Annotated in this window: 17 protein-coding genes and 3 pseudogenes; 13 read left to right on the forward strand and 7 right to left on the reverse strand. The window is 57.9% G+C overall.

Annotated elements, in window-relative coordinates:
• Positions 1-30: 30 nt before the first annotated feature.
• The 4 genes from QE453_RS24485 to QE453_RS24500 form a co-directional block, all read right to left on the reverse strand.
• Positions 31-1,539: a TRAP transporter large permease subunit gene (locus QE453_RS24485; RefSeq protein WP_309778715.1), complete on the reverse strand. Its 1,509-nt coding sequence runs from the start codon at positions 1,537-1,539 to the stop codon at positions 31-33.
• A 13-nt stretch (positions 1,540-1,552) separates the two neighbouring features.
• Positions 1,553-2,101 carry a TRAP transporter small permease subunit gene (locus QE453_RS24490; RefSeq protein ID WP_022557685.1) on the reverse strand — a complete coding sequence of 183 codons (549 nt, stop codon included), beginning with the start codon at positions 2,099-2,101 and terminating at the stop codon, positions 1,553-1,555.
• Positions 2,102-2,650: 549 nt separating this feature from the next.
• Positions 2,651-3,427: an exodeoxyribonuclease III gene (gene xth, locus QE453_RS24495; protein ID WP_142187316.1), complete on the reverse strand. Its 777-nt coding sequence runs from the start codon at positions 3,425-3,427 to the stop codon at positions 2,651-2,653.
• Between the two features lie 8 nt (positions 3,428-3,435).
• The gene (locus QE453_RS24500) at positions 3,436-3,612 is read right to left on the reverse strand and encodes a hypothetical protein (RefSeq protein WP_309778540.1); all 177 of its coding nucleotides are present in this window, start codon (positions 3,610-3,612) and stop codon (positions 3,436-3,438) included.
• Positions 3,613-3,812: 200 nt separating this feature from the next.
• Between QE453_RS24500 and QE453_RS24505 the strand changes: the two are divergent.
• From QE453_RS24505 to QE453_RS24530, 6 genes and pseudogenes are all read left to right on the forward strand, one after another.
• Positions 3,813-4,713, forward strand: a pseudogene (locus QE453_RS24505) (Ku protein).
• 11 nt (positions 4,714-4,724) lie between these two features.
• Positions 4,725-5,537: a Ku protein gene (locus tag QE453_RS24510; RefSeq protein WP_309778541.1), complete on the forward strand. Its 813-nt coding sequence runs from the start codon at positions 4,725-4,727 to the stop codon at positions 5,535-5,537.
• Positions 5,534-6,565, forward strand: coding sequence for a non-homologous end-joining DNA ligase (gene ligD / locus QE453_RS24515; RefSeq protein WP_309778543.1), 1,032 nt, complete (start codon positions 5,534-5,536; stop codon positions 6,563-6,565). The genes QE453_RS24510 and ligD (QE453_RS24515) overlap by 4 nt, the downstream gene beginning before the upstream one ends.
• 168 nt (positions 6,566-6,733) lie before the next feature.
• Positions 6,734-7,210 carry an Hsp20 family protein gene (locus QE453_RS24520; protein ID WP_142187311.1) on the forward strand — a complete coding sequence of 159 codons (477 nt, stop codon included), beginning with the start codon at positions 6,734-6,736 and terminating at the stop codon, positions 7,208-7,210.
• 69 nt (positions 7,211-7,279) lie between these two features.
• The gene (locus tag QE453_RS24525) at positions 7,280-7,579 is read left to right on the forward strand and encodes a DUF982 domain-containing protein (protein ID WP_280171511.1); all 300 of its coding nucleotides are present in this window, start codon (positions 7,280-7,282) and stop codon (positions 7,577-7,579) included.
• Between the two features lie 10 nt (positions 7,580-7,589).
• Positions 7,590-7,865, forward strand: coding sequence for a hypothetical protein (locus QE453_RS24530; RefSeq protein WP_309778545.1), 276 nt, complete (start codon positions 7,590-7,592; stop codon positions 7,863-7,865).
• Between the two features lie 12 nt (positions 7,866-7,877).
• Here QE453_RS24530 and ligD (QE453_RS24535) read toward each other — a convergent pair whose 3' ends face one another.
• Together ligD (QE453_RS24535) and QE453_RS24540 are read right to left on the reverse strand one after the other, a co-directional pair.
• On the reverse strand, positions 7,878-10,529 hold the full coding sequence (ligD, locus tag QE453_RS24535) for a DNA ligase D (protein WP_309778547.1): 2,652 nt from the start codon (positions 10,527-10,529) through the stop codon (positions 7,878-7,880).
• A 405-nt stretch (positions 10,530-10,934) separates the two neighbouring features.
• Positions 10,935-11,108: a hypothetical protein gene (locus tag QE453_RS24540; RefSeq protein ID WP_172873320.1), complete on the reverse strand. Its 174-nt coding sequence runs from the start codon at positions 11,106-11,108 to the stop codon at positions 10,935-10,937.
• Positions 11,109-11,358: 250 nt separating this feature from the next.
• Here QE453_RS24540 and QE453_RS24545 point away from each other — a divergent pair, with 250 nt between their 5' ends.
• Together QE453_RS24545 and QE453_RS24550 are read left to right on the forward strand one after the other, a co-directional pair.
• Entirely contained in the window at positions 11,359-12,423 is a 1,065-nt protein-coding gene (locus tag QE453_RS24545) for a PAS domain S-box protein (protein WP_309778551.1), read from the forward strand.
• A 659-nt stretch (positions 12,424-13,082) separates the two neighbouring features.
• A complete protein-coding gene (locus tag QE453_RS24550; protein ID WP_309778552.1) occupies positions 13,083-13,229 on the forward strand; it encodes a hypothetical protein in 147 nt (48 codons plus the stop codon).
• Between the two features lie 642 nt (positions 13,230-13,871).
• Here QE453_RS24550 and QE453_RS24555 read toward each other — a convergent pair.
• Positions 13,872-15,761 (reverse strand): annotated as a pseudogene (locus tag QE453_RS24555) (AI-2E family transporter).
• 175 nt (positions 15,762-15,936) lie between these two features.
• Between QE453_RS24555 and QE453_RS24560 the strand changes: the two are divergent.
• The 5 genes and pseudogenes from QE453_RS24560 (at position 15,937) to QE453_RS24580 (ending at position 20,064) form a co-directional block, all read left to right on the forward strand.
• Positions 15,937-16,257 carry a hypothetical protein gene (locus QE453_RS24560; protein WP_309778553.1) on the forward strand — a complete coding sequence of 107 codons (321 nt, stop codon included), beginning with the start codon at positions 15,937-15,939 and terminating at the stop codon, positions 16,255-16,257.
• A gap of 239 nt (positions 16,258-16,496) precedes the next feature.
• A complete protein-coding gene (locus tag QE453_RS24565) occupies positions 16,497-16,808 on the forward strand; it encodes a helix-turn-helix domain-containing protein (RefSeq protein ID WP_172873333.1) in 312 nt (103 codons plus the stop codon).
• A complete protein-coding gene (locus QE453_RS24570) occupies positions 16,792-18,054 on the forward strand; it encodes a HipA domain-containing protein (RefSeq protein ID WP_309778555.1) in 1,263 nt (420 codons plus the stop codon). Before QE453_RS24565 ends, QE453_RS24570 begins: the two co-directional genes overlap by 17 nt.
• 100 nt (positions 18,055-18,154) lie before the next feature.
• Positions 18,155-19,065, forward strand: a pseudogene (locus QE453_RS24575) (HNH endonuclease).
• Positions 19,066-19,689: 624 nt separating this feature from the next.
• Positions 19,690-20,064, forward strand: a complete 375-nt coding sequence (locus QE453_RS24580) for a VOC family protein (RefSeq protein WP_031233257.1) — start codon at positions 19,690-19,692, stop codon at positions 20,062-20,064.
• Positions 20,065-20,067: the final 3 nt, after the last annotated feature.

Below are 20,067 nucleotides of genomic sequence, written 5' to 3' on the forward strand. Positions count from 1 at the left end.
TGTGACGGGCGCCTCGGTGCCCGACCTATTTCAGGGTGTCGAGGGCTTTCCAAAGCTCGGCGCGCTGTTGCCGGGCGCCAGGAAAGGATTCGCGAAAGGATCGGCGTCCGTGCCTGCGCTGGGCATCGGGACATTGATATGGACGGCAGATGGATCGACCTGTTTGACGCCAGACTTGTAGTGCATCACGATGCCTGGGAAGGCGATGATGATGACGACCATGGCAAGTTGAATAAAGAGATAGGGGATTGCACCCAGGTAAATCTGGGTTGACGTCACCGGCTGGATCGTCTGCCCGGTAATGCGATCCCTGTAAGCGCGTGTCGGCGCCACGGATCGCAGGAAGAACAGCGAGAAACCGAAGGGCGGATGCATGAACGATGTCTGCATATTGACCGCCAGCATGACGCCGAACCAGATCAGGTCGATGCCGAGAGCATCTGCGACAGGTGCCAGGAGCGGGATGATAATGAAGGCCAACTCGAAATAGTCGAGGAAGAAGGCCAGGAAAAAGACCAGCAGGTTCGCGACAATCAGGAAGCCGATTTCTCCGCCCGGGACCGACGTCATGAGATGTTCGACCCAGACATGCCCGTTCACACCGTAAAACGTCAGCGAAAAGACCCGCGCGCCGAGCAGGATAAGCAGCACGAAGGACGACAGCTTCGCGGTGGCGTAAAGCGACTGCTGTATGAGACCGAAATTGAGTTTGCGGTTGGCGAGCGCAAGCGCAAGCGCGCCCACCGCTCCCATCGCGCCGCCTTCCGTAGGCGTTGCGATGCCGAGGAAGATCGTGCCCAGCACAAGGAATATCAGCACGAGAGGTGGCACCAGGGAGGTGATGACCTTCAGCAGCAGCTTGCCGCCACGCAGAGTCCGCGCTTCCAATGGCAGGGCCGGGACCTTCGCCGGGCTGATGATCGAGGTGATGATGATAAAGAGCGTATAAGCCCCTACGAGCATCAGGCCCGGAACAAGTGCGCCCTTGTACATGTCACCAACCGAGCGTCCGAGCTGGTCGGCGAGTACGATCAGGACGAGGCTTGGCGGTATGATCTGCGCCAGCGTGCCCGACGCTGCGATCGTGCCGGCGGCGATTTTGCGGTCATAACCATAACGCAGCATGATCGGCAGCGAGATAAGGCCCATCGAGATGACAGAGGCTGCAACAACGCCTGTGGTAGCCGCCAAAATCGCTCCTACGAAAATCACCGCGAAGGCAATGCCACCGCGGACGGGTCCGAACAGCTGGCCGATTGTGTCCAGCAGATCTTCCGCCATACCGCTCTTTTCGAGGATCAGCCCCATGAAGGTGAAGAAAGGTATGGCAAGCAATGTTTCGTTCGACATCTGGCCGAATATGCGATCGGGAATGGCCTGAAACAGGGTTGCCGGCAGCAGCCCGAGTTCGATCCCGATGAAACCAAAAAAGAAGCCGACGAAAGCCAGGGCGAAGGCTACCGGGTAGCCGAGCAGCAGCACGATGATGAGCGCCGCGAACATGATTGGCGCGAGATTTTCCGCAATGAATGCCATTATTGTTTTCCTTCGATCAGAGCATCGCCGCTTCGGCGTCTGCCTCTGCAACCGGATCAGGAATAACGCCGCGCAGGATAGCGACGCGCTTGATGAGCTCCGAAACACCCTGCAGGGCAAGGAGGCTGAAACCGATCGGGATCAGCGCCCAGACCGGCCACTGGATGAGGCCGCCCGTGTTGTTCGAAACTTCACCGGAAGCGAATTTCTGCAGGAACACTGGCCAGGAGAGATAGACCGTGATGATGCAGAAGGGCATGAGAAAGAAGATGGTGCCGAGAATATCGACCCATAACTGCCCTTTGCGCGGAAGATTCCCGTAAACGAGGTCGACCTTCACATGCTCATTGTTGAGGAGCGTGTAGGCGGCGGCGATCAGGAATACGGCAGAAAACAGGTACCACTGCGATTCAAGCCATGCATTTGAGCTCATGGAGAACGCCTTGCGCATGACCGCATTGATGGCGCTGATGAAAATAGCCACCAGAAGCAGCCACGAAATACCTTTGCCGATCGCGGAATTGGCTGCATCAATGGCGCGCGAAACGGCCAACAGAAATCTCATGAGATCCTCCCCAGAAAGCGGCCGCGTACTCCTCAATACACGTGCTGCCGCTCTAATGCGGGCAAGATATCAATGGCGGGTTCTCGCTCAAGAGCTGCCGCGGTCGAACTTGTTCAGGCATACCGAGAACTGGGTATAAGAGCGTATCAAAGCAAGAACGTGCCGTATGTTGAGACAAAAACGCGTTGATGCTGCTCGCGTCTTTTCAACTTGAACGCGCGCCGAAGATGAAGGTTAGGCGGCTGCCCAATGTTCTGCCGCCGTCATCGGCCGATCTCCTCAGGAAGACAGTCGCATGGCTTTTTGCAGCCTTGATAGCCGCTAAGATCTGAGAGCGGTTGCGACCCCTGAATCGTCGACTTGATTGCCTCTCTACAAGCAAGATGGACGCCGGCTTTTCGGGCGCGTTACGATAGTCCAAAGGCGTCGACACGTGCTCGATTATGGACAAGATCTTTCCAGCCCGGCCGCGATGACAGCGCTCATGCGAAATGTTGGTCCGCCAATCGCCGCCAGCAGGGAGGCGTGCGAAGCATCCTGATTCTCTCTCTATCGGTCGTCCAGCTCAATCCAGGCGGGGGCGTGATCACTGGTGTGCTCCCACGCGCGCGCAAACTTATCGACGCCACAAGCCTGCAGTCGTTCGACTAGTGACGAACTCAGCAAAAAATGATCGATGCGCAGACCCGCGTTACGGGCAAACGCATTTCGGAAATACTTCCAGAAGGTATAGATTTGATCATCCGGATGCAGCAGCCTGATGGCGTCCGTCCAGCCCATGGCGATAAGGTCGGCATAGGCTGCGCGAACCTCGGGGCGAAACAGGGCATCGTCTCGCCACCGCTCTGGCTTATAGACATCGAGATCGGTCGGCATGACGTTGAAGTCTCCGACAAGGGCGCATGGCACGTCCAGCTCAAGCAGTTGAGCCGCGTAGGAATGCAGCCGCTCAAACCAGCGCAGCTTGTAGTCAAATTTCGGGCCGGGTGCCGGGTTACCGTTCGGCAGGTAAAGGCAGCCGATGATTACGCCATCGATGGCTGCCTCGATATACCGGCTGTGGGTGTCGTCAGGGTCTCCGGGAAGTCCCCGGCGCGTCTCGAGAGGTTCCTGACCCCGGACAAGGATTGCGACGCCATTCCAGGATTTCTGACCATGGCAGATGGCGCCGTAGCCTGCGCGCTCAATCTGGCGGCGCGGAAACTTCTCGTCCGGCGCCTTCAACTCCTGCAGGCAGACGACATCGGGTTTTGCCTGATCGAGCCAGCGGAGCAGGACTTCGAGCCGGCCGTTGATGCCGTTGACGTTGTACGTGGCGAGCTTCACCGGGTTCGTCAGCGCTTGCGATCACCCCGGTCGCCCTGGCCCGGTTTCGCATCATGCTTAGCATCGTGGCGCGCGTCGGCAGAAAGCGATCGCGAGACGTCGACGCTTTCCTTAAACCTGCCGTCCTTATCGCGGCGGACATAACGCTTGTCGGTCCCGGTATCAATCAGTTCACGCTTGCTCATGGCAGGCCTCCTCTTTTAGGTTTCGTGACGGGAAACGTTCGTCGCCGCAAAAAGATGCATCCGAATCAAGCGTCTAGCGCAGACTCGCATAACGAGTGGTGATCGTGGCCTTAAGTCCTTGAAAAATGATTCGTTTTGACTCGGAACAAATGCATGCTGATTCGCTTGAATCGCATTGGTTGTGGCAGGAGTTTTGCGTCATGGTTGCCCCGCGAGCGAACTGGAAGGGCTTTATCAAATTCGGAGAGGGTCGCGTGTCCTGTGGCTCTCTACACTGCAGCATCATCATCGGAGCGGATCGCTTTCAACACCCTCAATCGCCGAACCGGCAACCGGGTGAAACGCGAATTCATCGACAGCGAGACCGGCGATCCTGTGGAACGGGACGCCCAGGTCAAGGGCTGTGAGATCGAGAACGGCCAGTACATCGTTCTCGAGCCGGATGAGGTGGCTGCCGCCGTGCCTCACAGCGACAAGACGCTGAAGATCGACGCCTTCATCCCCTGCAGCGAGATCGACAGCGTCTATTTCGACAAGCCGTATTATCTGGCGCCCGACAGGATGGGGACGGACGCTTTCGTTCTGTTGCGCGATGGTATGAAACGAGCCAAAGTTGCTGCGATCGCCCGCACCGTGCTCTTCCGACGCCTGCGTACGGTGCTGATCAGGCCACACGGGAAGGGCCTGATCGCCACGACGCTCAACTTTGACTATGAAGTCCGCTCGTCGGCGGAGGCCTTCGAGGAGTTGCCGGACCTGAAGATTGAAGGCGAGATGCTTGAGCTCGCCGCGCACATTATCGGCACAAAGAAGGGGACCTTCGATGCCAGCACGTTCGACGACCGTTATGAGGCCGCCGTTGCCGAGCTGGTGAAGGCCAAGATCGAGGGCAGGGCCCTGCCGAAGAAGAAGGCCGCAGCGGTCCCCAAGCAAAACGACCTTTTGCAGGCGCTGCGTGAGAGTGCTGGCATGGGCACCAAATCCAGCCAGAAACGCGCCGCTTCTAACGCCAATAAGAGTGGTGGCCGTCAGAAGGCTTCAAAACCGGGTGCTGCTGCCAAATCAAATGCGGTCTCGTCACAGACGCGCCGCGCCGGCTGACGGAGGAAATCATGGCTGTCCGTCCCTATTGGAAAGGTTATCTGAAACTCTCGCTCGTCACCTGTCCCGTGCAGATGATGCCGGCAACGTCCGAAAGTGAGAAGGTCCGCTTCCACACCCTCAACCGCGATACCGAAAACCGGGTCGTCAGCCACTACGTCGATAGCGTTACCGGAAAAGAGGTGAGGGAGGAGGATGAGGTCAAGGGCTATGAGCGTGGCGAGAACGAATACATCATCCTCGAAGACGAAGAACTGGAAAACGTTGCGCTCGACAGCACAAAGACCATCGACATCTCGACGTTTACGCCCCGTGACAGCATCGAGTGGATATGGCTCGACACGCCCTATTATCTTTCACCCAACGATGCCGTCGGCCAGGAAGCATTCTCGGTCATCAGGGATGCGATGGAAGCGCAGAACATGGTGGGAATTTCACGTCTGGTAATTACCCGCCGCGAGCGCGCCGTCATGCTTGAGCCACGCGGCAAGGGTATTGTTCTGTGGACGCTGCGCTATGGGGATGAAGTCCGTGACGAGGATACTTACTTTGGCGGGATCGAAGAAGATGAAACGGCCGATAGCGAGATGATGCGTCTCGTACAGCAACTGATCAAAAAGCAAACGCAGCACTGGGACCCCAAGATGGTCATCGATCCGGTTCAGGACCGGTTGCTTGACATCATTGCCGCCAAGAAGAAAGCGCTGAAGAAGTCTGCAAAACCCGGGACATCCACACCGGCGAAGTCGGCACCCAGCAACGTCATCAATATCATGGACGCGCTGAAGAAGTCGGTTGCGGCCGAGAACCGGGCGGGCAAATGAAACGCCCCGCCAAGCCGCTCCTGCATAATGACAGCCTGACGGCAAAATCGCAGCCGCGCCGCAGGCGCGATCCGGCTCAGCCCAATCTGCCGTTCGACCCGATGCCAGATCGCGTCGAGCCATGTCTGGCGCTCCTGAAGACAGCCCCGCCGTCCGGCCCCGAGTGGGTCTATGAAATGAAGTGGGACGGCTATAGGCTCGCGGTCCATATCGAGCCGAAGGGTGTGCGGATCATTACCCGGGGCGGCCACGACTGGACGCACCGGTTTCCCGCTATCGCCGCAGCGGCCAGGGACCTTGGAGTTGCAACTGCCATCCTTGACGGCGAAGCGGTGGTGCTGAACGGCGAGGGCCGCTCCGATTTTGGCGCTCTGCAACGCTCGCTCGGTGGGCGAGGCGGCAAACGGGCGTCGACAGAAGCCGTACTCTTCGCCTTCGATCTTATGTATTTCGATGGTCACGATCTCACTCGTACCGAGCTGTCGGTCCGCCGGCACTTGCTGGGGGACCTGCTGGAAGACGCGACCGGCGCAATTCAGCTGTCCGAAGAAATTGAAGCGGACGGCGCTGAATTATTGGCGAGCGCGTGCTCCCTCGGCATGGAAGGCGTTATCGCAAAACATCGTGACAGCCCTTATCGCTCAGGCCGGACCGGAGACTGGCTGAAGATCAAGTGTGTTCAAAGCGAGAGCTTCATGATTGTCGGCTACGAGCAGTCGGCGGTGGCGCGCGGCGGGATTGGCAGTTTGCTGCTGGCGGCGAGACGTGGACATGACTGGGTCTATGTTGGCGCCGTTGGAACCGGGTTCAAGGAGAAAGATGCGGCGTATCTGAAGAAGACCCTGGATAGGCTGAAGACGAAGACACCGGTCGTTCCGCTCAAGGGCAGGAATTACGTCTTCGCGCAGCCGACGCTCATCGCCGAAATCGAGTTCCGTGGCTGGACCGACGATGGCAACCTGCGTCATGCCTCCTATAAAGGCCTGCGCGAGGTACAGGATAACGCCGCGGTCCATGAACTCGACTGAGTTGGTCTTGGCCGGCGCCAGGACGTCAATTTTTTTTGACGACGCACTTGAATCGTAAATTCCCGAAACCAAATCGATTGCCGCCAGCTGCTGAGACAGGGCTGGACTTGCTGGAAGCGCCGCCTTTCGGCGCTTCTGTACCCATGTTGCTTCAAGGAGGATATGGCTATGGCAACATCTTATGACTACGCACCCCTGTTCCGCTCGACCGTCGGCTTCGACCGGATCTTCAATCTTCTTGAAAATGCCCAGCGCGCCCGCTCGATCAGCGACTGGCCGCCCTATGACATCGTCAAGACCGGCGATGACAGCTACCGGATTTCGGTCGCGGTCGCAGGGTTTGCCGAGGACGAACTCGACGTCACCTTTCAGTCCAACCTTCTCACCGTTACCGGCAAGAAGCAGGACGCTTCCGCCGATGAATACCTTCATCGCGGTATAGCCGGCCGGCCTTTTGAACACCGTTTCGAACTTGCCGACCATGTCAGGGTGAATGGCGCCGATCTCCGCAACGGTCTTCTGTCTATCGATCTCGTTCGTGAGATTCCTGAGGCCTTGAAACCGCGCAAGATCGATATCCAGACCAGCCCGGCCCTTCAGCATAAGGTTGCCCCGGCGCAGATCGAAGCTCAAAAGGCGGCCTGATCGATTTTTAAAAAAACGGGCGCCGTTGCAGCGGCGCCCGTCAACATCGGGGGTAGGAAGGAGATCGCGATGAAACCCGATATGTTCAAAGAGCCTGTAACCATCCTTATCGGCCTTGGATTTCCGACCGAGGTTCGTAGCGTCATCGACGCTTACCGGCATCTGGCGGAATGGCCGGCATCGATGCGCGATACGGCGCATTCAATGGCGCTGAAGGCGTGCACCGCGGCGTTGCGCGGTGAGATCGAAGCGGACACCGCCCGGGGTCTGTTTGCAGCCTTTGCCGCCAAACACGATCTGCTGGCCCCGGACGTTGATCTCATCTCCGCGTCCCGTCATCGGCACGACAAGGATCCGCACGTTCGCTGAGGAAGCCGACATGCATGAGAATCCGCCGCTTGCCGCGAGCGATATCGCCCTGATGGGCACGACAATCCTGCTCAAGGGTATGGAAATTGCGCGGCCGATCGATGTGGTGGACGCAACCACGCTCGAGGTCGACGAAAAACGGACCATATTGGCCGCCTGGGCTTCGGACCTCTACACGATCGACTCAAGGCCGGCATACCGCCATATGCCTGGAACGCCGGAGCCCGTCTCAATCGATGAGGTTCAGGCTGCGCTGAGGGGCCTTGACCGGCGCTACGGGTCTTGATCCAGGCCGCTCTCAGGCGGCCTGTTTCATCGACTTCGTCAGCCGCTTGATGGCTTGCTCCAGCGAACGCTGCCCGTCGCAGTAATCCTCCCAGGCGGTTGTCTTCGACAAAAGCGCCGGTACGGTGCGAATGGTGAAGCGTTTCGGATCGAGATCCGCTTTTACCTGCTTCCAGGTCAGTGGCATCGAAACCGGCGCGCCTGGCCGGGCGCGCGGTGACAGCGGCGCAACAGCAGTCGCCATTCGGTCATTGCGCAGGTAGTCGAGGAAGATCCGGCCGTTGCGCTGGTTCTTTGCCATCTTGATCAGGTAAAGGTCAGGGTTGTCACGTGCCATCTGCAGGCAGACATCGTGTGCGAAGCCTTTCGCCTCCGGCCAGCTCAGCTTCTTTCCCTTCGGTACCGCAAGCGGGGTGACGACGTGAAGGCCCGTGCCGCCGGTGGTCTTGCAGAAGCTGACGAGACCAAGTTCGTCCAGCCGGTCGCGCATTTCCCGGGCCGCTTCGACCACGATGGAGAAGGGTACGTCCGGACCCGGATCAAGGTCGAAGACAAGACGGCCGGGCACCTCCGGTTCGTTGGGCTCGCAATTCCACGGATGCAGTTCGACGCCGCCGATCTGGGCGATGGCGGCAAGGCCCTCAACGCGATCAATCTGCAGATAGGGTTTCTTGTCGCCGAACACCTTGACCAGCTCGAGCAGGTTCGACGTTCCCGGCATCGCGTGTCTCTGGAAGAACTGCTCACCACCGATGCCGTCAGGCGTCCGGATGATGGAGCATGGCCGTCCCTTGATATGGTCGATCAGCCATGGACCAACGGCCTCATGAAAGTGCGCGAGATCCTCCTTGGTGACCGGCTCACCGTCATTTGCATCGGGCCAGAGCGGCTTGTCAGGGCTGGAGATCATCACGCCCATCACCTCGGCCTTGGCGTTCTTGCCGCGCGCGGGTCTCGATGACTTTGTCGCGGCCGGCGTCGGAGTATCGGTCTTTCCCGGCGATGCCGGCTTTTCGGCCTCGACCTCCTTCGCCGGCTTGTCTTGGCGCAAACCCTTGAAGGCTGCCTGACGGACAAGTCCGTCCGCGGTCCAGCCGGCGAACTGGATCTCGGCCACCAGTTCGGGCTTGACCCAGACGATGTTGGGTTCCTTTTTCGGAGCGCCTATTCCGGTAAAGGGCGACTTTGAGGTTTCCAGTTCCCGGAGCTTCGGCAGGATTGTATCCACCGTTTTGGCACCATAGCCGGTCCCGACCCGCCCGACATAGACGAAGTGATCGTCCCTGAAGACGCCGACAAGAAGTGAACGAAACTTGCCGTTGGTTTTCGCGTAAGCGCCAATGACAACCTCATGTCCGGCGCGGCATTTGGATTTCGCCCAGGTATCGGTACGCCCCGACTGATAGGGGGCATCCGCCTGCTTCGAGACAATGCCCTCCAGCGAGAGCTTGCACGCCGATTTCAATACTGCATCGCCACCGGTCTCGAAATGTTCGACGAACCGCAGGCGCGGATCTTCCCCCGCCTCGCTCAGAAGCGCTTCGAGCCTTTTCTTGCGTTCCGTAAGCGGTAGTTGCCTTAGATCCTCACTCCCCTCGAACAGCAGGTCGAAAGCAAAATAGACGAGCGCATCCGTTTTACCTTCTGACAGCGCCGCCTGAAGTGCGGCGAAGTCCGGGGCACCGTTTTCATCGAGTGCACAGATCTCACCGTCGATGATGGCATCAGGCAAGCTTGCGGCCGATGTCGCAATCGCCGGATACTTAGCCGTCCAGTCCAGCCCCTTGCGCGTCTTCAGCGTGACTTCGCCGTTTTCAATGCGCGCCTGAATACGGTATCCGTCGAATTTGATCTCGTGGATCCAGCCATCGGCCGAGGGTGGGCGTTCGAGCGTTTCGCAAAGCTGCGGAGGTATGAAGTCGGGCATCGCGGACTTCGCTGCTTTCCGCGCTGCCGGGCGCCTTTTCTTCGTATCCGCCGCACGTTTGTCTGCCGCCAGTCCATGATTGCTGTCCCAGACGGCGTCGGCCTGCACATCGCCGCTCTGCACCATGAACGGTTTTGGTTTCTTTCCTTTACCGGCGGCGATGGCGGCCATGGTTCTGCCCGAGGCAACCGACGTGTTGTTTTCGTCAAGGATGGCGGCGCCGTTTTCATCGACCGAGAAGTCGTCGCGATGCTTGATCAGCAGCCAGTTCGTCCGTTTGCCCCCGTCACGGTCGTTGCGCATCCGCACCAGCACGAAGCTGCCATGCAGCCGCTCTCCTTCAAGGGTAAACTTGAAGTCGCCCTTGGCGAGAGCCTGCTCGGGCGTCATGTTGCCTTCCGGCTCCCAGTAGCCGCGGTCCCAGAGCATGACCGTGCCGCCGCCATACTGGCCTTTTGGAATCGTGCCTTCGAAGTCACCATAGTCCAGCGGGTGGTCTTCCACCTCCACGGCCAGGCGCTTGTCCTGGGGATCGAGAGACGGTCCCTTGGTCACAGCCCAGGACTTGAAGACCCCGTCGAGTTCGAGGCGCAGGTCATAATGGAGCCGCGTGGCGTCATGTTTCTGGATGACAAAGCGCCTGCGGTTTGAAGCTTTCAGCTTCGTTTTTCCGCTTGGCTCCTGCGTCTTCTGGAAATCGCGTTTTTGCTTGTAGGTTGAAAGCTTATCGCTGGCCATGAGCATCCCCGGTAACTAATCAGCCTGCCGTCCCCGATGGAATGGGGGTGAGGCGCGGGCGGGACAGAGAGAGGCGCTCGACTGCGGCCCGCTGAGAACCGGGAGCACTGCACACTATCTCAACAAGCAAAATCAATAACTCCAGGTTTTGTTCCGAGGGGAGGACGGAGGCCCGTCCCCGGTGCATCGTCCGACCGCTCAATCGCTGCGCAAACGCGTCCTCAGGCCGTAGCGCCTCCCGCGTTTACGGTAACGTACTTTCCAAGCGCCACGATGATATCTAGCGTTACGCGATCACCTCGCGCGGAGGCTTTTGCGATGATGGGCAGGGAAAACGGGGTGGCTGGAACAACGAGAGATTCCGCGCGGAGAGGACTGTGGCGACTGATGTTGAAGTTGCCCGCATTACGAGGCCAGCTTCAGATCATCGCAGCACAGACCACCGATCTCAATGAACTCTTCGAAGCCTACGAAATGGCTGCCAGCGCGCTTGAAAGGTTCCGGAAAGAGGAAGACCGAACCCGCGTGCGGGAGTATGAAACAGTCTGTTCCGCCATCGAAGAGGACATAATTCAGCATTGGCGAATGTCTTCAGAGGCCAATAACCCTCTCAAGCCACCGTCGAGGTGAGAGGCCGTTCGATTAACAACCACGCATGAAGGTGGGAAGGCTTGAGCCAACCTCTGGATCAAGGCGAGGCGACCGCTCATGAATGGGAACGAATTTCGCATCTGGTCCCGGATGATTGGAGATCCGGATAAAATGCCTTTATAATCATGGGCCAAGACGGGAGCCACAATGGAGACGGCATCTTCGGGGGAGGCGGGCAATGAGCGAGGACCGATTAAAGGAGCTGCAAGCAGAAGCAAGAGTGGCACAGCCGGACCATGATGCGGCGGCGTTCCTTGCGGCCATCGTTGAATCCTCTGATGATGCTATTGTCAGCAAATCGCTGGACGGGATCATCACGACGTGGAATCTAAGCGCAGAGCGTCTGTTCGGCTACACGGCAGCCGAAGCTGTGGGGCGGCCTATCACCATTCTTATTCCCGAGGACCGGTCGGACGAAGAGCCGGCGATTATTGCTCGGATGAAGGCTGGAGAGCGGGTCGAGCATTTCGAGACGGTTCGCCGTCGCAAGGACGGCACCCTCATCGATATATCTCTGACGATCTCGCCGATCAGGCAAAGCGACGGCAAGATTATTGGAGCGTCCAAGATCGCTCGTGACATTTCCGAACGGAAGCGGATCACAGAGCATCAGAATATGCTGCTGCGGGAGATGCACCACCGGGTAAAAAACCTTTTCGCGATCACCGGCAGCATCATAACACTTGCGGCGCGCACCGCGCATACGCCGGAGGAACTTGCCGAAGGCATGAAGAACCGCCAGATTTCCTTGTCCCATGCTCACCAAATGACATTGCCGCCCTTCAGCGGCCTCGCTCAATCGACAGATCAAACCACGACGTTCTTCACACTCCTGACGCATCTGCTTTCCCCGTTCGAAGGGAGAGATACGCGTCGGTGGCACTTGCATGGTGAAGATACCCCCATCAGCGCGGACCGCCTTACCAGCCTTGCCCTGCTATTTCACGAATACGCCACGAATGCCGTTAAGTATGGCGCGCTCTCGGCTTCGGAAGGGCGGCTGGACATCACGCTCACGCCGGAGCCGGGCTGTTTCCAGATCGAGTGGCTGGAGTCGAACACGACGCCCGCGACCGCCTCCGAGAGCAAAGGAGAGGGATTCGGCACGACGCTTGAAAAGATGTTGATACGCGCTTTGAATGCCGAGGTGTCCAGGGAGTGGCACGAGCATGGGCTTCTGATCAGGCTCTCTCTTCCGCGCGACGCATTCGGGGTTCCAGCAGTCAAAAGGCCGGCGCTATAGCGACGACGTGGAACCTATTCAAAGCAACCTGATTCTTACTATCGCAGCGAAGATCGGTAGGAGTTGGCAGCGGAAACCCTGTTTCACGGCTGCTTTGGGATCGGGTTATGTCTCAGTTCTGCAGCGAAGAGGATTCTATGCGGCGTATGCGTGATCTCCTTAACGCGTTAGCATGTCGCTTTACCTATTCAGACGCAGCTTGCGAAGTGATTGTGGAGCGTGCCTTGCGCAGTCTTGTTGCTGAAGCAGAACCTATCCAGGCCAATTCGAAAACGCTTCTACCAATCGTACGACGGGTTGCGCTCGATTACTTCGGCATTGAGCGGGATCCCGACGTGGTATCAACGTCAGGAGGGCCACCCGGCTGATCGGCGCATCAATGAATAGTCACAGCAGGAATAGGAGGACGGAACAGCGCTCGCCCAATATCCGCCAAGTCAGCAATATCAGAGCTTAGAACGAACTGATCAGGGTGAACCCGGCCTGCGTTGACGGAGGCGAAAAGGTACCCGATCGCAAAATGATCGAGTAGCTCGACTTATTCGATTATCGCCTCCACATCGAGCTCCATGTCTATGACGACAGCATCTATCGGGAAGATGCCTACAGCAAGTTGAACCTCAGTGAAGACATCGAGTGGACCAATAATGCGCGTCCGCATGAGCCAGACGCTCCTGAACCTTCGTTTCGAGAAGGCCGCTCTCCTCCACTATGAGAATGCTCTTGCCGAAGAAGAGCGTCATATCATCCTTGTCCACGCGGTGTACCACGCTGCCTGTCTGGGGCTTGCAGTCTCAAACCAGTGACTTCAGATGAAGTTCCCGCAAGGAGTGGATTTGCGGCCGTGAACGAACAACCGGTATAATGGGTTCCACGTCCAGATATTCTTTCGCTAGTGATAAACGCCTTTTAAAACGAGTATCCGGCCGATGATCAGGCGTCACATCCGCAATGCGGGCCCGGGCCCGCATTATTCGACCACCGGACAATCGCTTCCCAATCAGAGGCGGCATCTTGTCAACAATCCGCGGCGTCAATGCCGGGCGGGCGTCAGGCCCATGAGCGAGCATGGAGATGAGCCCGGCCGCCCGTTTCAAATCGTCCTGCGATGCCTTCCGTGCCATCGCCACTACGGGCCGTGATATGGTTCACAATTGCGCGCCCGACACGGCAGTGTCCATTTCCCGGATCGACAACGGCGCCTTGTATATACCGACGAGGTGAAGTTCTATCTCGTAGTAGAGCCAGCTACCGCTATGACGCCGAAATGACGTTTCGTGGCGACGGATCGTCGGTGTACGACGGTCGGCTCATTCGGACCCGTGAAAGATACCACGTCTCCGGCATGCGGGGCCTGCCCGAGGTAGCTACCGCTATTGTTCGCGTTCGAGCCAACACCGTGCCAAGGATTTGCTTCCATGCCGACGGATCTCGGTTAGCTCTGGGCCTTACACCTGATCGGTAGTACCTTTTGCTGTAGACCGCCTTCGAAAGTGGATCTTCCTCGGCATTACTGGCACCGTCGGCGCATCTCCACGGAGGGCCTCACGAGTCGCTCCGGTCAGAGTGCAGGCGATGAAGTCCGCGTCTCCCATCGCCGGCAGTGCTCGTGGCTCCGCACCGTCGGACAAAAGTACTGCACCTACTCGTGAGCCGGTATAAAACCGCTTGAAGCGGCGCACAAGCAGGCCTGCATGTTTCGCAGAGTCCTCATTTAGCAAGCATACAACGATGGCATCGGCTTCCTTTGGCATGAGATCGCGACTTCGGCGCGTTGCGATGTCGGAGCGGCGGGCTACCACAACTTCGGCTCCCTGAACCTTGAGGACTTGAGCGAGCATCGCCGCCGCTGCGTCGTCAAGTGGCCCTCTACCTCCGAGGCAGACCACGGTCTTGCCGTTCCCATCGGGAAGGTCCTCTTTCCCCGGCGTGTTTTCCCCGTCAGCAGGGTGTTCGGAATGTCCGCCTGCGGCCTCGTCTCTATCCTCCTCGTGTTCCTCGCCCTCCTCTTGCGCGATGTCTTCGAGGTTCGAAACCAGGGCCGTGGCAGTTTCGTATATCAGTTCCATCTGCTCTGTCTTAAGCACGCCTCGTTTGCGGTCTCGTTCAGCGAGAAGGAGCGCAGGAATAGCCACATTGTTGTAGTAGTCCTCGAGGTAATCGTCTTCGAGCATCTCCTCGGCCTGATCTGTCGCCTCATCAGGATCACCGGCAAGAAGCCATTGATACAGTCGTTCCCTTGGATCAAGAACCGGCTCGCTTCCGAATAGTACCTCGAGAAACTCGAACTGCGGAACATAGCGCCCGAGTACCGCCAGACATACCGTCAGCGGCGTTGACAAGATAAGGCCCACGGGGCCCCAAAGCCATGCCCAAAAGATCGCCGCGACAATGATCGCCAATGGAGACAGCCCCGTGCGCGAGCCATAGAGCCATGGTTCAACGATGTTGTTGCTGATGAGCTCAAGCAGGAGAAAGATTGCCGCGACCCATAGAACCAGGCTCCAGCCGGGATCGACGGCGAAAGCCAGAAATAGCGGCAGGACGGTCGCTATGACGGGCCCGATGTAGGGAACGAACCGGAGAACGATTGCGAGCATTCCCCAGAGCACCGCATTGGGGATACCCAGTGCCTACAAGCCGAATGCGAGAGGAATACCGTAGGCACAGTTTACGACAAGTTGCATCAGAAGATAGACGGCGACGCGGCTGCCTGCTTCCTGCAGGGCCTCGGTCGTGCGATGCAGGTCGCCGTAACCAACGAGCCGGATGAAACGGTCCCGAAGCTCCTCCCGCTCCAGAAGCATGAAAATGACGACGACGACGACGAGCCCGAGCGAGGCGATCGGACCCAGCAGCGGACTGATGAGACTGGTGAGGGTTTCGATGGGGCGGCTTGGCGAAAAAATCTCGACAAGCATCGGCTCTCGCGATCCGGCAGGGGTACCTGGAGTGCCCTGGTTGTTGCCCCCAGCGCTGTTGATTTCTCGCCCGACGCTTTCAACGACCGAAGTCAGGCGGCGTACGATGCCATTGTCGGTTCCGCTCTCCTGGAGAGCACGAATCTTTGCAATAATGTTGTCTTGATAGGTTGGAAGATCCTGAGCGACTTCGCTGACCTGCCAGGCCACGACCAGCCCAAAAAGTGCAAGAGCGAGGAAAGCAAGCAGAACAGTGGTCACGACGGCAAGAATACGAGGAAGTCCGAGCTTGCGAAGGCGAGACGCTATGGGCGCCAAAGCGAATGTCAACAGCACCGCAATCGCTAACGGAAGAAGCACCTCTTTCGCAAAATACAAGATTGCCACGACTGCGAGGACGGTCGCAAAAGCGGGCATACGCGATGGTGAAGCAGGAGATATGGAATATGGGCGACGCGGGCCGCCGGCATCGATTTTCAAAACCGCCTCCACGTCGATGTAGGTCCGAGCTCAACCCGGGAAGCTCCGGCTTATAATGCAGACTGCGTCAGGTCTTGGCAATGGCGATGCCCTAAGGAGACCGTCATCGAGAATGGTCGAAGGCCTGATGGTCTCCTTCAGCTTTCTGCCCTTCCAGTACGGCTTGGTGCGCCTTATTAAACCGATGATTTGTCCCGTATGCTGCACGTTTAAGCATGCAGGCGTGACGCGGCTCAAAAGCGGCGATTTTGCAATGGCGGGTTTGAAGGCTCGCTTCCTCCAAGAGAATGCGGATGGGCTGATTCATCCCACCGATGCGTTGTTTTGCCGGCCCAAACTCCTGTGTCGTGCCCGTGAAGGGACGTATCGGAATTGCGTGGTGACGTTCCCGCACCTCGCAGAACTCGGAAAATATTTTCTCAGATTGACGTGATGAGAGGTAGTGTTTGGGCATGCTCAATCCATTCCTTGTCAGCACCAGAGCCAAAGAAAAGCGGAAATAAGCGTCGGCGTTAACGAAGCATGCGGACGTCTCGGCGCCGTGTAGAAACGTAATTTATGATATTTAAACAGATCAATCCTTCTAAAATGATCTGTGTATATATCTTTGCGTTTGACTGGAAGGGATTATCTGCTAATTTTCCACCAGTTATAAGAAGACGCCGAGGAAGGATGATGGCACGCTCCGACGCACTGCTGGATATCGGACAACTGCTGAAGACCGCTCGAAAGGTCAGGCGATTGACCCAAGAGCAGGTCGCCGATATGGCAGGCATATCGCGTCCTCGATACCGTGAAATCGAGGCTGGAAGCAGCGCCGCGCGTACGACGACCTTAATCAACATCGCCCGTGCTCTCGGACTCGAGTTAATGCTTATCCCGCAGGCGATGGTTCCGGCCGTTGATGCGTTACTGCGGCCGAACGACGATCTCGATGATCTTCCTGCATTCGTTGCGACCCCAGACGATGAACGTGGTGACTGAGGCCTTTCCCGATCCGAGATCCATCTCGTCGCTCGACGTGCTGCTGAACGACGTGAAGGTGGGCACGATCGTAAGGACGCCCGGTGATTTCAGCGCGTTCAGTTTCGATGATAGCTATCGCGCGAGCGGCGGATTTCCCGTTCTTAGCCTGTCTTTTCGCGCCGCCAACGGGGGCTTGCGCAAAGACCCGAAGCCCGTAGCCAGAGCCTTGCCGGCATTCTTCGCCAACCTTCTCCCTGAGGACAAGCTGCGTGAGGCGATGGAAAAGCATCACGCCGCTAGCATACGCGCAGGGAACGATTTCGACCTGCTTGTCGCACTCGGCTCGGACCTGCCGGGTGCCGTCCGCGTCGTGCCGAGCGACGGAACAGTAGTGCATCTCAACGATATACAAGTACCGAAACCGAAAGTCCGGTTTTCGCTTGCAGGTGTGCAAATGAAGCTTTCAGTCATCAAGAACATGGGGAAGGGCGGCGGCCTGACCCTGCCGCTTGGTGACGAGCAAGGGTCGTATATCGCCAAGTTTCCGTCCACCTCGTTTCCCGGCGTCTCGGAGAACGAGTATGCCAATCTTGCGTTGGCAGAAGCGATCGGCATGGAGGTGCCGGAGCGCGAACTTGTCGAGCAATCGGAGTTCGAAGGAATTCCAAAAGAGTTCGAAACGATGTCAGATGGCAAAGTCCTGCTCGTCAAACGTTTCGATCGTGGCATCAATGATGAGCGGATCCATATCGAGGACTTCGCCCAGGTCTTCGGCGTCAGTCCTTCGCGGAAGTATGAAGGAGCCGCCTATCACGATATCGCTGCGGCCTTAAACATTGCCGTGTCGTCCGCCGCCGCTCTCGAGTTCGCCCGCCGATTGACTCTGGCTGCCCTGACGGGCAATGGCGACATGCATCTGAAAAACTGGTCATTGATCTATCGGGGTGTCGGCGACAAACCGGAACTCGCGCCTCTCTATGACGTGCTTTCGACGATCCCGTACAACCCTGCGGACGCCATGGCTCTGTCGCTCGCGGGCGAGCGTCCTTTCAAGGCATTGAATGCACAGCGATGGAAAGCCTTCGCCAATCGCGCACGATTGCCAGAAGCTGCGGTTTTGAGGGTGGTGGGCGAGACGGTCGAGCGCGTAAATGATCGCTGGTGGTCGTTACCGGAACGCGAGGTCGTTCCGGCAAAGGTTCTCGAGCGCATGGATGCACATGTCAGGCTGATGACACCGATCCTCTGCACATGTGCAGACTGAGTACCCGGTGGCGCAGTGACTAAATGTTGTACTAGGCTGGGGGCATGCATAATGACTGATCTCCCTGGTTTGAATGCGGTCACCATGGTAGAGATCGAGCATGGGATTCGGCGTTTTCATTCACCGCACAGATTCGATCTATGACGACAGCCCGGCTGAGCAATATCAGTTCCCGAGCCAATATCTTGGCCGTGTTCAGGCCTGCGTCGGAGACTGGATCATATATTATGAGCCCCGAAAGGTGGCGGCGACGCGTGGATATTTCGCGGTGGCCAAAGTCGCACAGGTGGTTCAGGATCCCGAAGCATCGGGAATGTATCTGGCTCTACTGGAACCTGGCAGCTATCTCGATTTCGTCAGCGCCGTTCCCTTCAGTGGTCCAGGCGGCGTGATAGAGCGCGGCATTCTGAACGAAGAGGGACGGATTTCGGGACGCGCGCAGGCGGCAGTGCGACCAGTCTCAGCAGCGGATTTCCATCGCATTCTGTCGAGCGGGCTGGCGGAAGATCGACCGGAGTTGCCGCGATCCGGGGAAGCGGCTGTGACGTCGGAGCAGAGTGGGTTTTCGGACAGTGCCCAGCCTCCGTTCACATTCGAACAGGCGAGGGCGCGGGTCACACAGCTTTCGTCGCGGATTGTACGCGATCGCGTGTTTCGTCGCTTGATATTACAGGCCTACGATAAGCGATGCGCGATCACGGGCTTGAAGCTGATCAACGGCGGCGGCCGGGCTGAGGTCGATGCCGCCCACATTCGTCCGGTTGAAGCCAATGGTCCGGACATCCTGTCGAACGGCATCGCCTTGTCGGGGACAGCCCACTGGATGTTCGATCGTGGGCTCATCGGCTTGTCAGACAATCTGGAAGTACTGGTCTCGCGCCATGCAAACGATCGCGATAGATCCAAGGCCTCATAAACAAGACTGGAAGAGCGATCGTGCCAAGAGGTATCCATGAACGCCCGCATCCTCAATTTATACAATGGCATCGCGAGAATACATTTAAACATTAGCTTGCCGGTGGTTCATATCCCTTCAAGAGCACGTTGAAACTGTCAGACCCGCTATCGAGTGGTCATAACGCATGTCTGTTTTGCTATCCTGCTTGACGGGCTCCGGCCGGACCAATCGGTCACCAGACAATTTGGCGCTCGGCGGACGTCTCGGCGTGACGTTCGTCGTCGAGGGCATCGAAACGGAAGTACAGCGAGTCTGCCTGAACGCTAAAGCTACCGATCAGTTGCAAAGGTTCGTGTTCTGACGTCGTGAGATCATGGAACGGAAAATTTCCGCTTTAAAGCAACAGCCGCAAGCGACACCCACGCCGCGCCCAGCGTTTCCGCTTTGTTAACCATGATCCGCTAGTTTGGAATTTCCGACGCGATCTCCTCCCTGCGCGTCGTTGAGAAAAACTTGGGCCGTGAGACATCGTCTCCGGCCCTTTTTCGCGTCATAGCGAATTTGCTCCACTAACTCCCCTGTAAGCGAACTCAGCCGGCTGTACGCTTTAGCATCAGCAATCTCCCCTTTGCGGCTTCGCGACTGTCAGTTATCAATTCAGGCATTTTGTGGCTGCCCCCCGCGGCGGACAAATACCTCGGATCGAAGCCCCTGGGTACCAAACTGGAGATAAGACCATGTTCACGCACGTCATGATCGGCAGCAACGACCTGGAGCGGTCGAGAGACTTCTACGATGCCACGTTCGCTGCATTGGGAGGTCAGCCCGGCGAGATGGATGCGAGAGGTAGGCTGATCTATCTCCACGATGGCGGTCGACTAATGATCACGAAACCGATCGACGGTAAGCCGGCGACCACCGCCAACGGCGGAACGATCGGTATCGCCGCTGCCAGCCGCCAGCATGTTCTGGCGTGGCACGAGGCCGGCACCACGCATGGTGGGATATCAATCGAGAGCCCGCCAAAAGAGCGCCCGAACGGGGCCTTCGTCGCCTATCTTCGCGATCCGGACGGACATAAAATTACCGCACGGTCTCAGCCGACAAAGTAAAGC

The organism is Agrobacterium sp. SORGH_AS_0440, from assembly GCF_031453135.1.
Lineage (GTDB): Bacteria > Pseudomonadota > Alphaproteobacteria > Rhizobiales > Rhizobiaceae > Agrobacterium > Agrobacterium pusense.

Excerpts from the sequence above, each read along its gene's own strand:
- QE453_RS24530 (WP_309778545.1), top strand. The coding sequence starts at position 7,590 with ATGCATGAGAATCCGCCGCTTGCCGCGAGCGATATCGCCCTGATGGGC.
- QE453_RS24525 (WP_280171511.1), top strand. The coding sequence starts at position 7,280 with ATGAAACCCGATATGTTCAAAGAGCCTGTAACCATCCTTATCGGCCTT.
- QE453_RS24570 (WP_309778555.1), top strand. The coding sequence starts at position 16,792 with ATGAACGTGGTGACTGAGGCCTTTCCCGATCCGAGATCCATCTCGTCG.
- ligD (WP_309778543.1), top strand. The coding sequence starts at position 5,534 with ATGAAACGCCCCGCCAAGCCGCTCCTGCATAATGACAGCCTGACGGCA.
- QE453_RS24565 (WP_172873333.1), top strand. The coding sequence starts at position 16,497 with ATGATGGCACGCTCCGACGCACTGCTGGATATCGGACAACTGCTGAAG.
- QE453_RS24540 (WP_172873320.1), bottom strand. The coding sequence starts at position 11,108 with ATGCTGAATTATGTCCTCTTCGATGGCGGAACAGACTGTTTCATACTC.
- QE453_RS24580 (WP_031233257.1), top strand. The coding sequence starts at position 19,690 with ATGTTCACGCACGTCATGATCGGCAGCAACGACCTGGAGCGGTCGAGA.
- QE453_RS24545 (WP_309778551.1), top strand. The coding sequence starts at position 11,359 with ATGAGCGAGGACCGATTAAAGGAGCTGCAAGCAGAAGCAAGAGTGGCA.
- QE453_RS24500 (WP_309778540.1), bottom strand. The coding sequence starts at position 3,612 with ATGAGCAAGCGTGAACTGATTGATACCGGGACCGACAAGCGTTATGTC.
- QE453_RS24560 (WP_309778553.1), top strand. The coding sequence starts at position 15,937 with ATGGTCGAAGGCCTGATGGTCTCCTTCAGCTTTCTGCCCTTCCAGTAC.
- ligD (WP_309778547.1), bottom strand. The coding sequence starts at position 10,529 with ATGGCCAGCGATAAGCTTTCAACCTACAAGCAAAAACGCGATTTCCAG.
- QE453_RS24550 (WP_309778552.1), top strand. The coding sequence starts at position 13,083 with ATGAGCCAGACGCTCCTGAACCTTCGTTTCGAGAAGGCCGCTCTCCTC.
- QE453_RS24510 (WP_309778541.1), top strand. The coding sequence starts at position 4,725 with ATGGCTGTCCGTCCCTATTGGAAAGGTTATCTGAAACTCTCGCTCGTC.
- QE453_RS24520 (WP_142187311.1), top strand. The coding sequence starts at position 6,734 with ATGGCAACATCTTATGACTACGCACCCCTGTTCCGCTCGACCGTCGGC.
- QE453_RS24490 (WP_022557685.1), bottom strand. The coding sequence starts at position 2,101 with ATGAGATTTCTGTTGGCCGTTTCGCGCGCCATTGATGCAGCCAATTCC.